14 protein-coding genes are annotated in these 16,012 nt (G+C 35.9%); 8 read left to right on the forward strand and 6 right to left on the reverse strand.

Annotation, left to right across the window (positions count from 1 at the left end; translation table 11 throughout):
• Positions 1-7 precede the first annotated feature (7 nt).
• A complete protein-coding gene (locus tag B5X53_RS09735) occupies positions 8-601 on the forward strand; it encodes a TlpA family protein disulfide reductase (RefSeq protein WP_079713245.1) in 594 nt (197 codons plus the stop codon).
• 322 nt (positions 602-923) lie between these two features.
• Here B5X53_RS09735 and B5X53_RS09740 read toward each other — a convergent pair whose 3' ends face one another.
• Positions 924-1,919: an Acg family FMN-binding oxidoreductase gene (locus B5X53_RS09740; protein ID WP_079713039.1), complete on the reverse strand. Its 996-nt coding sequence runs from the start codon at positions 1,917-1,919 to the stop codon at positions 924-926.
• A 603-nt stretch (positions 1,920-2,522) separates the two neighbouring features.
• Entirely contained in the window at positions 2,523-3,110 is a 588-nt protein-coding gene (locus B5X53_RS09750; RefSeq protein ID WP_079713041.1) for a porin family protein, read from the reverse strand.
• Positions 3,111-3,798: 688 nt separating this feature from the next.
• Between B5X53_RS09750 and B5X53_RS09755 the strand changes: the two genes are divergently transcribed.
• Complete coding sequence (locus tag B5X53_RS09755; protein ID WP_079713042.1) at positions 3,799-4,278, forward strand: Hsp20/alpha crystallin family protein; 480 nt, start codon at positions 3,799-3,801, stop codon at positions 4,276-4,278.
• Positions 4,279-4,854: 576 nt separating this feature from the next.
• Here B5X53_RS09755 and B5X53_RS19620 read toward each other — a convergent pair.
• Both B5X53_RS19620 and B5X53_RS19625 read right to left on the reverse strand, forming a co-directional pair.
• Positions 4,855-5,094 carry a response regulator gene (locus B5X53_RS19620; RefSeq protein ID WP_079713043.1) on the reverse strand — a complete coding sequence of 80 codons (240 nt, stop codon included), beginning with the start codon at positions 5,092-5,094 and terminating at the stop codon, positions 4,855-4,857.
• Positions 5,039-5,206: a response regulator gene (locus B5X53_RS19625; protein WP_079713246.1), complete on the reverse strand. Its 168-nt coding sequence runs from the start codon at positions 5,204-5,206 to the stop codon at positions 5,039-5,041. Before B5X53_RS19625 ends, B5X53_RS19620 begins: the two co-directional genes overlap by 56 nt.
• A 339-nt stretch (positions 5,207-5,545) precedes the next feature.
• Here B5X53_RS19625 and B5X53_RS09770 point away from each other — a divergent pair, with 339 nt between their 5' ends.
• Entirely contained in the window at positions 5,546-5,992 is a 447-nt protein-coding gene (locus tag B5X53_RS09770; RefSeq protein WP_143533254.1) for a hypothetical protein, read from the forward strand.
• Positions 5,993-6,411: 419 nt separating this feature from the next.
• On the opposite strand, the gene B5X53_RS19330 is transcribed toward B5X53_RS09770, so the two are convergent.
• Entirely contained in the window at positions 6,412-6,534 is a 123-nt protein-coding gene (locus B5X53_RS19330) for a VOC family protein (protein WP_232764175.1), read from the reverse strand.
• 77 nt (positions 6,535-6,611) lie between these two features.
• Positions 6,612-6,971: a helix-turn-helix domain-containing protein gene (locus B5X53_RS09775; RefSeq protein WP_079713045.1), complete on the reverse strand. Its 360-nt coding sequence runs from the start codon at positions 6,969-6,971 to the stop codon at positions 6,612-6,614.
• A 366-nt stretch (positions 6,972-7,337) separates the two neighbouring features.
• Between B5X53_RS09775 and aceE the strand changes: the two genes are divergently transcribed.
• From aceE to B5X53_RS09800, 5 genes are all read left to right on the forward strand, one after another.
• Positions 7,338-10,004 carry a pyruvate dehydrogenase (acetyl-transferring), homodimeric type gene (gene aceE, locus B5X53_RS09780; RefSeq protein WP_079713046.1) on the forward strand — a complete coding sequence of 889 codons (2,667 nt, stop codon included), beginning with the start codon at positions 7,338-7,340 and terminating at the stop codon, positions 10,002-10,004.
• 10 nt (positions 10,005-10,014) lie between these two features.
• Entirely contained in the window at positions 10,015-11,406 is a 1,392-nt protein-coding gene (locus B5X53_RS09785) for a 2-oxo acid dehydrogenase subunit E2 (protein WP_079713047.1), read from the forward strand.
• An 18-nt stretch (positions 11,407-11,424) separates the two neighbouring features.
• Positions 11,425-12,831: a dihydrolipoyl dehydrogenase gene (gene lpdA, locus B5X53_RS09790; RefSeq protein WP_079713048.1), complete on the forward strand. Its 1,407-nt coding sequence runs from the start codon at positions 11,425-11,427 to the stop codon at positions 12,829-12,831.
• A 562-nt stretch (positions 12,832-13,393) separates the two neighbouring features.
• On the forward strand, positions 13,394-14,347 hold the full coding sequence (locus B5X53_RS09795; RefSeq protein WP_079713049.1) for a TIGR03885 family FMN-dependent LLM class oxidoreductase: 954 nt from the start codon (positions 13,394-13,396) through the stop codon (positions 14,345-14,347).
• Positions 14,348-14,377: 30 nt separating this feature from the next.
• Positions 14,378-16,003 (forward strand): alpha-amylase family protein, encoded by a 1,626-nt coding sequence (locus B5X53_RS09800; protein ID WP_079713050.1) that lies wholly within the window; start codon positions 14,378-14,380, stop codon positions 16,001-16,003.
• Positions 16,004-16,012 lie beyond the last annotated feature (9 nt).

Consider the following 16,012-nt stretch of genomic DNA (forward strand, 5'->3'; position numbering starts at 1 on the left):
AAATAAAATGAAGAAAAAAACTAAAAAAAGTTTCATTGAATATGGGGTAATAATAGCCATTTTTAGTGGATTTTATTTTACAGGATTGCATACAGAAGTTTTAGGATTTCTTCAACGGGGAATACTTGCAACCGGTTTAATGGATCCAGATTTTGATAAAGATTCTGGGCATGCTGTGAACACCGATTATCCCGAAGCAGATTTTTCAATGAAGCTTATCGATTCAAAGGGGGAAAATGTTGCTATGGAAGAACTAAAGGGTAAAGTGATCTTTATAAATGTTTGGGCTACCTGGTGCCCTCCTTGTGTTGCTGAAATGCCAGGAATTAATAAACTTTTTCAGGATATTGATAAAGATAAAACAGCGTTTATTATGCTATCTGTAGATCAGGATTTTCAAAAAGCTATAGATTTTAATAAAAGAAAAGGATACGATTTTGAAATCTACAAAAGTAATGGAGGTATCCCCTCAATGTTTAGTTCTCAAAGCCTCCCAACTACATATGTAATAAATTCCCAGGGAGAGTTGGTACTTACACATATGGGAATGGGCGATTACAATACTAATGAATTTAAAGAATATCTTAAGGAGCTTTATTAATTTTTGAAGTTAATATCTCTGGATTACCCAAGGGTATTGGTAACATGCAAGATGTGTTTTTACGTAGATTTGGATGACCTATTCATTATTGTCTATCTGCCAGGTTATTTTTACCTTTCAATACATCTAAATTCAAGATTTTTTGCATTTTTTCCGGTTCTTCGAATAGGGACTGTGAGCCGATTTCTCAAAGGTATAAAATCCTTTATGGGCGCGTCTAGTCTATCAAAATATTTCTTTGCCAATGGGTAGGATACCGTATAATCGTAAACACCTGACCAAAAATAATCGAGAAATGTATTCTTCCAATTTCTGAAATCTATTATCCGAATACTTCTTCTACTGGTCTTCTATAGGAGTAGGGCATTCTCTTGGAATATCCCAACCGAACGAGCAGGAGTGGATGTTGTTTTTCTATACCTAAGGCTAAGGCCATTTTTTTACGGACCTCAATTTCCTCACAGGGCATGTTCACGTGAGCATGATTGATTTGGAGCTTGGTAGCCATTAAACCAAAACGTTGTAACGCCCTGCCAGTATTTACCCAGTGTACAACATCATCCTTTTCGGCTAGGAACAGTATAAAGGTAGGGGTGGAGCGAATTATTTTTTTCCATCGTTTGGCCTCACTTTTCGTGTCTACAAACTTTTTCATGATCAGGTTTCCCAAGACCAGGCCAACTCCAGGCATGCCCATGCTGGAATGCCAAATTCCATCTCTCTTTTCCTCAACTTCTTTTTTTGAAAATCGAATTCTGGAAACCAATTCATTAACAAATGCCTTTTTATGGAATTGAAGGTTGCTTCCTTCAATGATAAAAGGTACTAATTGATCAATTTCCTCCTGGGTTGAGAAGGACCGGATATGAACGCCTTTAAACTCTGCCGCATCTATCAATTGTTTCAAATCTTTGGAAACGATCGAAGTGTCATCATAGGCATTTCTGGTAACCTGTCTTTTTTCAATGTAGTTGAACAAATCATCTTTTTGTGCCGCGCTGTCGCGCTGTACTTTTATACTTATGAAATTCACTCCGTCAGTATCTTTTTCAATTTTTAGATCTGGATTACAGCCTAGGTTCCTGCCTGCTAAAATGATGTTCTCGGCAGCGCATCCCAAGCTAATATATAGAGCGTGATTGTCAGGGTCAACAATCGGTAAAGCCCTCTCGAAGTCAGGATGAATCTGAATTTCATTTTCGCATAATCTAAACTTCCAGGGTTGAGTATTATGTCCAGAAGGTGCTTTAGTACCGTATTCGATAATTTTTCGAATTTCTGAAGCTATTTGCATGATCTCATCTATTAATATAACCATAAAAGTACCGACAGATGTGATGATTTGAAATGACAATTATCAACATAATGTTTATATTCAGTATTATGCATTTGGATAGAAATTTTACACCTGATTTTCATGAAAAAGGTTGTTCCATATTTTCATTTTTATGAATTAGCTTTGTGAGGTAAAAATCCGATAGATTAGAATCAAAATGGCCAGCCCAAAAATGCTCGTGTAAATTACCTTGGTATATTTCGCCAACCAGTTCGGTAAAAAAATATCAAAATTGTCTTTTATCGAATCGGAATATTTTCGCGCAATAAGAGTCAAGGGACAAAACCATTTAAATACAAGCAAAACGATACCTTCAGCTACGACTAAACCGATACATATCCATACCCATTTGTCTATTTTATCCACTATAACGGCGTAAAAAAGATAAAAAATGACCACATTATAGAATAGCCAGATAAGGGTATGAATGCTTTTGATTACAAACAACTTTTTATTCTTCATTGTTAAATTAAACTGACCTAATAATACACGTGGGAATGATAAATCCAGCTAAAAAGTGGTCAGCCCTCTCGAGGAAAGAGGGCTGACTGATTGGTTGTAATTTCTCAAGTCAAACACGTTTTGCTAGAATAACTTGGCTATCCCAATGCCAATTGTGAAATAATTCAAATCTACATTTGTAGTCACGGACCCTAAGTCTAAGTCCCTTGAAAGTGCCCGATAACCCACTTGTGGTCTTAGATTCCAGTCGCCGCCTAAATCGACCTGAATACCGGCTCCGATTTCCCAACCGAGTCCGTGATCTGAATCGGCTGTAATATCTCCAGTACTGTTTTCGACCTCAATGTGGTTATAAATCCCACCGATTCTGATCAAATATGAAGTGGCGGATTCTGCAATTGGGTGAATGAACTGAAGTCCGAATGTATATCCGGTCTCTTCATAATCTGTGTCGCCCGTTCCAGCAAAGGAATTATTATCAGAACTAAATTGGTTCCAACCCCAGCCTACATAAGCACCCAGATGGGGCATAAATCGATACCCCAAAGCTACCTCGGCACCATAACCGGTTTTAAGTTCCGCATCCCCTAAATCAGAAGTCGCGAAATTTATACCTGGCCTTAGTTCTGCTGACCATTTTTCCTGGGCAGATAAATTAACAGTTGAAAACAAAAGAATAATTCCGATAAAACATGCTTTTAGAGTTTTCATAATAAAATAAGTTTAAAATTTTATTAAATATATTATGTAAACCTTATCTACACAATGATAAATGTCAGGGTATCAGTGATATAATCATATAAGTGCAGGTAAACTCGAAAAACCTGTTTAACCTAGAGATATCACTTTTAAACTTTATGAAGAAATTGAGGTGTCTTTGCTTTTGAAAAAAGATCCATTATATTATTCCATAGCCAGCTGATAAAAATCTTATCCATTGGTTTTTTAATAACTCAAAACTTTAAGACTAACGGCCTAATCGCTTGGCTGGCAATTATAAATTTGTTAATTCTTTATTTCTGATATTTGTCATAATTTTTATCGTTGCTATGTTTTACTTTTAAAATAATAAATATTACACTGAAGATATAAAGAGAATCTGATTTCTATGTTCTTGTTAGCGTTAGAAATCATAGTTAGAAGATATCCAAGATATTCTTTAACCTGATATATGGATTTTGCCTAGGGTAAGATCAATGATATCAAACTAAATTAAAGAGTATACTTAATATCTTCTTAAGAAACAGAGGCTATCGTCTCCTGTTTCTGTGCTTAAAGCCTCCTCATATTTTAATTTAAATTTTTCATTTAACTGATATTCATCATATTATATTTTATTATAACCTCTTAAATTAGTATGAATTTAAAATTTAATTATTAACCATTTAATACTTATATTATGTCTCTTACTAGATCAAACAATCGTAAAGTTCCCGCACTAGGAAGTTCTTTTTTGGCAAAGGATCCATTTTTTGCAGACTTAATGGATACTAAAAGAGGAATCTTTAACCTAAACAGATTTTTTAATGGATATTTTGATGAGGATCTATTTCCTGCATTAAATGTAAAGGAAAAAGAAAAGGAGTTTGAAATCGAACTGGCAGCACCGGGCCTTTCTAAAGAAGATTTTAAAATTTCTATTGAGGATGGTATTTTATCTATCACAGCAGAGAATGAAAATAAAATCGAAGAAGAAAAAGAAGGTTTTGTGAGAAAAGAATTTAGCTACAACAGTTTTTCACGTAATATTACGCTACCCGGGGAAGTAGATGTGGAAAAAGATGTTGAAGCAAAATACAAGGATGGTATCCTAAAAATGAACCTGAAAAAAAGAGAAATGGATAAGACAAAAGAAACTAAAACGGTAAATGTATCCTAAAAAAGAATGAAAAATCCCGAAACTTTTTTCGGGATTTTTCTTTTTTGAACTTTCTGGTTTTAGAAGCGAAGTCCATATCTTATTTTCAATTATGTGAGAACGATTAAAATTTTATAAATTCTATGGTTCGCAATTCCCACCCCATTCTAATTCCCACATATGGTCAGGTAAATCTATGATATTTATCATTAATTTTAATTAAATAGTTTATTTGTACTTATCACTATTTTATACTCCCTCACCCATTTACTTTTTAGACGGCTTCTTTTACATTATTAGCTTGGAAATGATGGATCAGTCCAAATATTATGGAATAAGCAAAAATATAGGATAATCATTACGAGAAGATTTTTATGTATGACATGTTTTTAATTAAATTTTATACCTTTTACTACTTCTCTGTCCAGACATTATATACGGTTGGCAATTTAAAATTCTGTGTAAATTCATTTTCTTCTTATATCTACCCTTTCCCTATTGACTTTATAAATGCTTTTGAACTCCGGCAGTGTTGATATTTGATAATGTCGATAAGATGAAGAATACTAATTAAAAATTTTTTTAGAGATTTCAAATTTATGCCAATCTACTTTTTATAGCTTCTAATAGATCTTTTGCACTAAATGGTTTACTAATAAAATCATCTGATCCAAGATTTATACCTTTGCTTTTTTCTCGATTATCACTTTTGGCCGATAAAAATATAAATGGAATGTTGGCGGTTTCTTTGTTCTTTGCTAGATTTTTTAATACCTCATATCTACTTACACCAGGGCATAAGGATGTCACATAGAACAATATCCGGTTTAAGACCATAACCTATTTTCCTACCTTCTTTTCCATTTACAGCGGTAATTACTTTAAAGTTGGAAAACTCTAAGAGCTCCTTTGTGTTTTCTCTTCTAATTTTGTCGTCTTCTATGATCAGTAGTGTTTTTCATCCTTTAATTTAACAATTGTTAAATTAAAGGATGAAAAATTTATCCGGCTTTTCGTTTTTATTCTATTAAGATTTCAAAATTTAATTTGAGTGTTTTGAATATAAGTGGCTGAAAATATGATAATTATCATATATGGATATTTAAAGACATACTATTTTTGAATAGCTTAAAAGAGCATCTTAGATTGAATTAAATTTGACTTTAATTACTTTATTAGGGAAATGAAAGAAATCCAATTTCAGGAGTGAACGGTACGTAATTTTCTTCTAATAATTCTAATAAGTTGTTATACCCGTTTGAAAGGAATGTAAAAATGAAAACGTGAAATGATGTTGAGGAAACCTTCCGAAATAGACTATCTGGAAAACTATTATATCACTACTTATACTTCGGCGATATACTATAAACACAGCATAATGACGACCAAAAAAACCTTTTTAAAAAAGCTTTTTAAATCTTTGTATAATCAAAAAAAAGCAATAAAAAGCGATTTGGACAAACATATTCTGGAAGCCCGGGATCAGGATTATCTGGACGAGCTACAATTAAAATGTAAAAAAGAAGTTTTAAAAATGGACAGGTATTTAAGAGATAATACCAATCCGAAATATGGCCAAATTTGCACCAAAATTGAAGGTCGATTTTTTCACCATCTGCAGGAAAGCCTCAAATTATTAACCGATGGAAGTTTGAGAAACACCCTCTTATCCCATAAATATAAATCACAAATTTTAAGGGAGAAATTGCTTCTGGTAAATAAATACCTTATCTAAAATACTGTGGCGTAATATCACTGGTAGAATGGCAGGCCTGAAATTAAATTAAATTTGTCTTAGATACACTACTAATATTTCCGTTAGTGTAGGAAATCCACTGCCTGCTTTTGATCCTGGCTATGTTTTACGATCATTTTTCAGGTGGAAAATTCAGTATTCTGAATCGTTAAACCTCAGATAATGGACAACAAAGGCCAAAAACAACATCAGAAAGAGGATGAAAATCAAGCTAGCAGCACCTCCTCTAAAACTCCAACAGAAGACAATTGGGAAGGATAATATCTGCCTTATCGGTTGCAACATCGGTACCGGAACCCACAGCTATTCCTACATCTGCCTGTGCCAGGCAGCGCATCATTCACTCCTTCACCGGTCATTGCTACTATTTTGCCTTTATCCTTGAAAAATGGCCATATTTATAGATTCCTCTTTGGCTGGACTGGGTTTTTCTTTTCCATACCGTTGAAGGTTGCTGCGTAGAAGTTCATTGCCTGTTCTGCATTATCATTCTGAAATTTAAGGAATGTTGAAATTTCCATTAATTATAATTTTAAAAGTTTACCAGTACAAATTTCTTAAATGAAAATTCCCTGGACTTTGCGAAAATTGCTCTTTTTTATTGTGAGGGGGTTACTCCTGTATGCATTTTAAATAAGGTACTAAAAGAACTCGGACTTTCAATTCCAATTTCATAACAAGTATCTGTTACATTATATCCATTAGTCAGCAGTTCTTTTGCAATTGAAATTCTCTTTTCTGTAAGGTATTGTGTTGGTGTTTGTCCATAGTATCTTTTAAACAACCGCAGTAGGTGATATTTAGAAGTAAAACAGTGATGGGATAGTAAATTTAAGGTTAACGCTTTATCGAAGCTATGCTCAATAGAACGACGTGCTTCAACTACAGTATTAATTCGACTTTTATTGGAGTAGCAATTTCTTTTAATTCGATTTATTTCAGCCTGATAGATGGTCATAGCCTATGTTTTCCCTTCTTCAAAAATCTTTCAATTTATGTGTCTTTCTTGATCAGGACATATTGAAAGTTAATAATTATTTCAAGACTTTTTTCTGTCATTTATTATTTAACACGTCGGTATAATCTTATGTTAATCAATTGACGATAACCCTCATATTTTATAAATTATAACCCATAATAAAGATGGGCTTATAAATACAAATATCGATGAAGGCGAAATTATTAGAATGAATTAATTAGGAAAGTATTGTTAATCCATTCCTAACAGATAGTTAATGGAGGCATGAATTATAAGATACATCTCCTTTTTCACTCATTTACCCCGGCCAGAAAATTGCCTGTTCTAAGATAATAATTACAACTCATGACAGATAGCAAAAACGACAATATACAAAAGGAAAATCAGGAGTGGATAGATTCACTAACCTGGATAATTGAAAATAAATCTACAAAAAGGGCGGAAGAATTACTTCTCATTTTACAGGAAGAAGCCGAAAAACACAACATTCAACTTCCTGAATCTCTTAATACTCCTTATGAAAATACTATTTCAAAAGATGAAGAGGAGGAATATCCCGGCAATTTAGAAATAGAAGAAAAACTCTTTTCTTATATTAGGTGGAATGCTATGGCTATGGTAGTAAAAGCTAATAAGGCAGATCCCGGCATTGGAGGGCATATTTCTACTTATGCCTCGATTGCTCAGCTATGGGAAGTCGGATTTAATCACTTTTTTAAAATTGATAAAAATAACATTGCAGATCAAGTTTATTTTCAAGGCCACGCTTCACCGGGTATTTACGCAAGAGCATATTTAGAGGGACGTTTAACTAAAAAAAACCTGGAAGAATTTCGTCACGAAATACAGTCTGAAAAAGGACTTAGTTCTTATCCCCACCCGCATTTAATGCCAGATTTCTGGAACAACCCCACGGTTTCTATGGGTTTAGGTCCTATCGAGGCTATTTATCGTGCCCGTTTTAATAAATATCTCTATAACCGTGAACTTATAGATGAAGATAATAGCAAAGTTTGGGCATTTATAGGAGATGGAGAAATGGACGAGGTGGAAGCCCGTGGAGCAATTAATATAGCTTCCAGGGATAAACTGAACAACCTTATTTTTGTAATAGATTGTAATCTACAGCGATTAGACGGGCCCGTTCGGGGTAATGCTAAGATTATTCAGGAATTGGAGGGATTATTTAAAGGGGCCGGTTGGAATGTAATCAAAGTGCTTTGGGGTAAAGAATGGGATAAACTTATCGAAAAAGATAGTAGTGGAAAACTACGTAAAAAATTAAACGAACTTACTGATGGTCAGCTTCAAAAATACGCTTTTAGCGATGGAGAATTTCTTCGGAAGGATTTATTTGAAAACGATGATGACCTGAACAAGCTGGTAGAAGACTATTCAGATGAAGAGCTCGAAAATCTTAAACGCGGAGGCCACGATTCAGAAAAAATTTACAATGCTTACAAAGTTGCAGTAGAAGCTAAAGAAAAACCTACTATAATTCTAGCCCAAACAATTAAAGGTTATGGACAGGGTAGCGCGGGGGAGGCCAGTAATGTGTCTCATAAAACCAAAGAATTTGATGAAGATCAACTCAAATATTTCAGGGATTTTTTCAAGGTGCCTGTTTCTGATAAGGACCTGAAGAAAATTCCATTTATCAAACCGGAAAAAGACAGTAAAGAATTAAAATACCTTCAGGAAAAAAGGAAAGATTTAGGAGGTTATATTCCGCAGCGAAGTGATAAAAGCTTAGCTATAAAAGCCCCGGATACAAAGATATTCGAGAACTTTTTAAAGGGATCCGGAAAAGATGAGGTAGCGACTACCATGGCTATGGTCCAGATTCTTGGCAAATTAATGAAAGATGAGAATCTGGGTGAGTTAATAGTTCCAATTATCCCTGATGAATCCCGAACTTTCGGAATGGAATCCCTTTTTAGACAGGCGGGTATTTATGCGCCCCACGGTCAAAAATATGATCCCGTAGATGAGGAAAGTCTACTTTACTATAAAGAGGCTCAAAACGGCGCTATTATGGAAGAGGGAATTACCGAATCCGGTTGTATGGCCGAATTCATTGCCGCAGGCACTACCTATCTCACGCATGGAATCAATACCATTCCATTTTATTTTTTCTACTCCATGTTCGGTTTTCAACGAACCGGCGATTTAATGTGGGCCGCTGCAGATGCCGGTGCAAAAGGTTTTTTGATGGGTGGAATTTCAGGAAGAACCAGTATTCCTGGAGAAGGTTTACAGCATCAGGACGGGCAAAGCCATCTGTACGCCCTGGCATTCCCTAATTTAAGGGCGTACGATCCAGCTTTTGCTTATGAACTTGCGGTAATCGTAGAAAAAGGAATTAAAGAAATGTATATAGATAAAGAAGATATTTTCTATTATATCACAATTAGTAACGACACATATCCAATGCCTGAAATGGATAAAGATCTAGATAAGGAAGCAATTTTTAAGGGGCTTTATAAATTCAAAAAGTCAAAATCACGTAGAAGAACCAGAAAGGCTCATTTATTTGGTAGTGGCGCTATCATGAAGGAGGTGCTTGAAGCTGCAGAAATTTTGGAAGATAAATTTAATGTGGGTGCCGATATCTGGAGTATTACCAGCTATAAAGCTTTATATGATAATGCTATTGATACCGAACGCGACAACCGATTAAAAGCCCAGCTGAACAAGGAGCAAAACTATATAGAGCAGCAACTACAAGATGAAAAAGGATCTTTTGTGGCAGCCTCAGATTATGTAAAAGCCCTTCCTGAAAGCATCGCCGCCTATTTTCCCGATGAGCTTATTAGTTTGGGAACCGATGGTTTTGGGAGAAGCGATAACAGGGAAGCCCTTCGTGGATTTTTTGAAGTGAATGCAGCCCATATTGCTTACGCAGCGCTTTACGGCCTGGCTAACCAGGAGCAAATTAGTCTGGAAGAACTAAAGAAGGCGGCCAAAAAATTAAAAATAGATCCACAAAAAACCAATCCAAGAACGGCGTAAAATCTTAGTTATGGCAAAAGAAATAAAAATACCACAAATATCAGAAGGTGTAGATACCGCGACTATTTCTGAAATTCTTGTTTCCAAAGGAGACAAAATTGAAGAAGACCAGTCAGTAATTGCAGTGGAAACCGATAAAGCTTCAACCGAGATCCCTTCTACTTTCGCCGGAACGGTTAAAGAGATAAAAGTGAGTGAAGGTGAGGAAGTAAGTGTAGGAGATGTTATTATCATCTTGGAAGAAGCTGATGAAGATTCAGAAGAAAACGAAGAATCAGGCGACGATAAAGAGAAAGAAGCATCGGAAGAAAAAGGAAAAAAAGAGAAAAAGGAAAAGGAAGGAACTTCTGAAGAAAAAGAGAAAAAGAAGAAAAAGACTTCAGAAGGAAAAAAAGAGGAAAAAAGCGAGGAGAAGTCTGATGAGGAAGAAGATGAGACCAAAAATGGAGATGAGGAAATAGAGAAGAAAAAATCATTTGAGAAATCTGAAAAAGATGAGTCTGACGACAAAAAATCATCAAAGAAAGTCTATGCGTCTCCGGGCGTACGCCGCCTGGCTCGTGAATTGGGAGTAAATATTCAGGAGATAGAAGGCAGCGGGCAGAGTAGTAGGATCACTGAAAAAGACGTCAAAAAATATAAAGAAGGTGGTGGAGAAAAATCCGGTAGCACACAACTTGAATTACCCGATTTTAGCAAATGGGGAGCGGTAGAAACAAAGCCATTAAATAATATTAAAAAAATCACAGCAAAGAATGTACTGCAGTCTTGGCAATCTATACCTCACGTTTTTCAGTTTGGGGAGGCAGATATTTCGGGAATTGAAAATTATATAGAGGAACATAAGGAAAAAGTAGAAGAAGCAGGGGGCAAGCTTACGCTCACTGCGATACTTACCAAGGTGGTTGCTACGGCCCTGCATAAGTTTCCAATGTTTAACGCCAGTGTAGATATGAATAAGGAAGAAATGATCCTTAAAAAATATGTAAATATCAATATTGCGGTAGCTACAGATGAAGGCCTCTTGGTGCCTGTCATAGAAAATGCCGATCAAAAAAGTATCAAAGACTTATCGGTAGAAATCTCACAAATAGCCCAAAAAGCAAGGGATCAAGAACTTTCAAAAGAAAATATGGAAGGTGGTAATTTTTCTATTTCCAACTTAGGAGGGATTGGAGGTACCAATTTTACCCCCATAGTTTATCATCCGCAGGTTGCGATTCTTGGGGTTTCCCGGGCAAGAATCAAACCGGTTTATATAGACAATAATTTTGAACCTCGCAGCATACTTCCGCTCAGTTTGTCTTATGATCATCGTTTAATAGACGGGGCAGATGGTGCATCTTTTATGAACTGGATGGTAAAAGCCCTAGAAGATCCATACGAAGCACTTTTGGGTTAATCTTTAATATAAAAAACAATGGCAAAAAATGATAAAAAGGAATTGGTTATTATTGGTGCCGGCCCTGGAGGTTATGCCGCAGCTTTTCACGCAGCAGATCTGGGAATAAAAGTAACGCTTATTGATCCTGAAGTTAATCCCGGTGGAGTTTGCCTTTACCGTGGGTGTATCCCTTCCAAAGCACTTTTGCATTTGGCGAAAACCAAAGAAGAGGCTATGAAAGCTTCTGCATGGGGATTGAAATTTGAAGAACCCAAAATAGATCGCAAAAAAATTGCCAACTGGAAAAAAAATGTAGTAAAGAAACTCACCGAAGGCCTTGGACAATTAAGCAAATCCAGAAAAATAGAATATGTACAGGGCATAGCCAGATTTACAGGAAAGAATGAATTGGAAGTAAGCCCTAAAAAAGGAAAAAAGTTCAAATTAAATTTTGAAAAGGCGATTATCGCTACCGGTTCTTCTGCGATGGATTTACCTGATATTGAAATAGACCATAATAAAACCTGGGATGCTACCGATGCTTTGGAGCTTAAAGAAATACCCAAAAAGATGTTGGTGATTGGTGGTGGATATATTGGACTCGAATTGGGTAGTGTTTATGCAGCTTTCGGAAGCAAAGTTTCTGTAGCTGAAATGACTCCTGGATTTCTACCAGGAACAGATCGGGATTTGATAAAAGTTTTTGAACAAAACGAACCCTTTAAAAATGTTTATTTTGAAACTAAAATTGAAAAAGTAAAAATGACCAAAAAGGGCGTGAGGGTTACTTTAAAAGGAAAAGAAGAAGAGCAAAGCAAAAAGTTTGATTGTGTTTTAGTCGCTGTTGGAAGAAAGCCAAATACTAAAAATCTGGGTCTGGATAAACTGGGAGTTTCCCCGAATGAAAACGGATTTATAGAAGTGGATCCTAAACGCCGTACAAAGTTGGAGCATATTTTCGCCATTGGAGATATCACCGGGGAGCCTATGCTAGCGCATAAAGCAAGCCACGAAGGTAGAATTGCTGCTGAAGTTATTGCCGGCAAGAGAGGTGCCGGCTACGATCCAAAAGTGATTCCGGCCATCGTTTTTACCAACCCCGAGCTTGCCTGGTGTGGGCTAACCGAAAAAGAAGCAAAAGAAAAAGACAGGAAGGTTAAAATAGTAAAATTTCCCTGGGCGGCTTCCGGAAGGGCAGCTGCTATTGGTGAAAATAAGGGATTAACCAAGCTTTTAATAGATCCTGAATCTGAAGTGATTTTAGGAGGGGCCGTAGCCGGAAAAAATGCAGGCAGCTTAATTCCTGAGATCGCATTAGCTATTGAAATGGGCAGCACTGCCAGTGATTTAGCGCTTACCATCCATCCACATCCTACACTTTCTGAAACTATAATGGAGAGTGCCGAGCTATTTTATGGTGGAGCTACGCATTATAAAAAGTAACCAATTTTTGGGCCTATAAAAACTTAATTTTATGCAATTAATGAACGGAATTATTTATATATAGAATTCAAGTGTGGTCAAGAAAAGAGAGCAAAAAAAATCTGTATCTGGTGCCAAGCTATTTCCCGATAGATGTAATTATTAAGACCACAAAATTTTGTGCCTTTTTAAAGGTGAAAACCGGGAACGATTCTAAAAACATTCTACTATGATTTCTATTATCTACTAAAATAATCACAAAAATTTTATAGAGTTAAAGGAAACGTTGATAATTGGTTACAACAGCTTTACCGGTCTCTGCAGCATTTATAAGAAAATGTTATTTCTGCTATTAAAGCTTTTCAACCAAATTATATTCTTTCTTCAGTCCGTTAAAATAGTGTTGGTTGATGAAAATTTACTCGCAATTCAAGGCTTAATAAGCGAATATGTTTTGTTATAATGACATATATTTAACTATAATTTTGAATATTTATCTTTTATTTAAGATGGATAATAGGGTTGTTTCTTCTTCATGTATGCTTTATTTTCTAATTTAGAATAGCATTCAAATATTTTTTATATGAAAATAGGTTTTCACGCATCCCATGAACAATTTACTCCCCGGCATTTACTGGAATTGGTCCAAAAGGCAGAAGTAGCAGGCTTTGAATCAATATTATCTTCAGATCATTTTCACCCCTGGAGCAATCAACAAGGGGAGAGTGGTTTTGCGTGGAGCTGGTTGGGGGCAGCAATGCAGGTTACCAATTTAGAATATGGAATTGTAAATGCTCCTGGGCAGCGATATCATCCTGCGATTATAGCACAGGCAGCATCAACCTTAGGTCAAATGTTCCCCGGCAGGTTTTGGTTATGTCAAGGCAGTGGACAAGCTTTAAATGAAAATATCACAGGCCAAAAATGGCCCTCCAAAGAATTAAGGAATGCTAGGTTAAAAGAATCGGTACAAGTTATAAGAGAGCTTTGGAAAGGCGATTATGTAACGCACCACGGGCTGATTAACGTGGAAAAAGCTAAACTTTTTACCCAACCGGTAAAAAAAATACCAGTTTATGGAGCTGCAATCACTTCGAAAACAGCCAGGTGGTTGGGCGATTGGGTAGACGGGCTAATTACTGTATCTAAACCTCTAAAAGAGTTAAAAAATGTAGTTGAAGCATTTAAGGAAGGCGGTGGCGGGGAAAAGCCAATGGTCCTTAAGGTACAGATATCTTATGATGAAAATGAGGAGAAAGCATTAGTTAAAGCCTGGAAACAGTGGAAGAATAATATTTTTCCGAGTAAACTTCTGTCTGATATTAATACAGCAGATCAATTCGATGACCTGGGTGAAAAGGTGAGAAAGGAGGATCTTAGGAAACATGTAATTATTGGTAATAAGCCGGAAATCTTTATTTCCAGAATTAAGGAATACCAGGATCTTGGATTTGAAAAGATTATTATACATAATGTAAATAAGGAGCAAGAAAAATTTATAGATTTTTTTGGTAATGAAGTTTTGTCCTCATTTTAAATTTGGGTTTGCAATATAAATACCTTTTAAATGAATAAATACTGGTATAAAAATGCAGTTATATACTGTCTTGACGTAGAGACTTTCAAGGATTCCAATAATGATGGTGTTGGTGATTTTAAAGGGCTTAAAAATGCTCTCACCTACTTATCTAGTCTAGGAATAACCTGCCTGTGGTTAATGCCATTTTTTGGCACTCCTGATGAAGATAATGGATATGATGTAAGAAATTATTATGAGGTGGACCCCCGCCTGGGAGATCTGGGGAATTTTACTGAATTACTCGATGCTGCCAGCGAAGTGGGGATAAGGGTACTCATAGATCTGCCTGTTAATCATACCAGTGAACAACACTTTTGGTTCCAGGAGGCAAGGAAAGGTAAAAAGAATAAATACCATAATTTTTATATCTGGCAAGACGAAAAACCAAAGGACGATGGAGAGAATATAATGGCTGAAAATGGAGAAGGTTCAAATTGGAAATACGACCGAAAAGCCAAGGCTTGGTACTATCATACTTTTTTCCCGCATCAACCAGACCTCAATATTTCTAATCCAGATGTGCAAAAAGAAATCTTTAGGATTATGCATTTTTGGTTAAAACTTGGGGTTTCGGGTTTTCGGATGGATGCCGCACCTCACATGTTTACAGAAAAAGGACAAGTCGATTTTCAAGAAGATCCTCATGAGATCTTTAGAAATTTCAGAGAATTCGTTGAAACCCAAAAACCCGATGCCATTTTATTGGCTGAAGTGGACATTGAACCTGAAAATTATCAGAATTTCTTCGGAGATGAGGATCAAATGCATATGCTCTTTAATTTCTATGTCAATAATTATCTGTTTCTCTCTCTCGCTAGGGAAGAAGCCACTCCAGTGGCAAAAGCATTAAAGGAAATGGCACAGACTCAGGAAAAAGAACAAATGGCCATGTTTATTAGAAACCATGATGAACTTAATTTAGACAGGCTTTCAGAAAAAGAACGGACAGAAGTAATTAAAGCTTTTGCTCCTAATGAGAATATGCAAATGTTAGGGGGAATAAGAAGACGTGTGGCCTCCATGCTTAATAATGACAGAAAAAGAATTGAACTTGCCTATAGCCTGCTTTTCACGCTTCCGGGTACTCCAGTACTAAGATATGGCCAGGAAATTGGGATGGGAGAGGATCTTAATTTAGATGGAAGGGATAGTGTTAGAACACTTATGCAATGGTCATCTGCAAAAAATGGAGGATTCTCAGATGCAGCAAAAAAGAAGCTGGTTACAAATCTGGTTTCTAAGGGTGAGTTCGGGTACAAAAAGGTAAATGTAAATGATCAACACCGAACGAAAGAATCCCTTCTGAATTGGATGACAAGTGCAATACGGTTTAGAAAAGAATTTCCGGAGTTTGGATGGGGGAACTATAAGGTGTTAGATGTAGACGATAAAAGGGTGTTAGCAGTTTATCGAAAATCGCAAAAGGGGCTGGCACTTTCATTTCATAATTTTTCAAATGAAGAAATTACGGTGAAAATTGATATTGAAGATCCGGAAGATATCGAAGATATTTTTGGAGATGAAAGATATGAAGGCTTTAACCCAAGCGAACAAAAAGTGAAATTAAATGCATACGGATATCGTTGGATGCATAAGAGTACAAATTTTGTATAAATTGAGATA

Origin of the sequence: Salegentibacter salinarum (genome assembly GCF_900168115.1) — a bacterium.
In the GTDB taxonomy this organism is placed as follows: Bacteria; Bacteroidota; Bacteroidia; order Flavobacteriales; family Flavobacteriaceae; genus Salegentibacter; species Salegentibacter salinarum.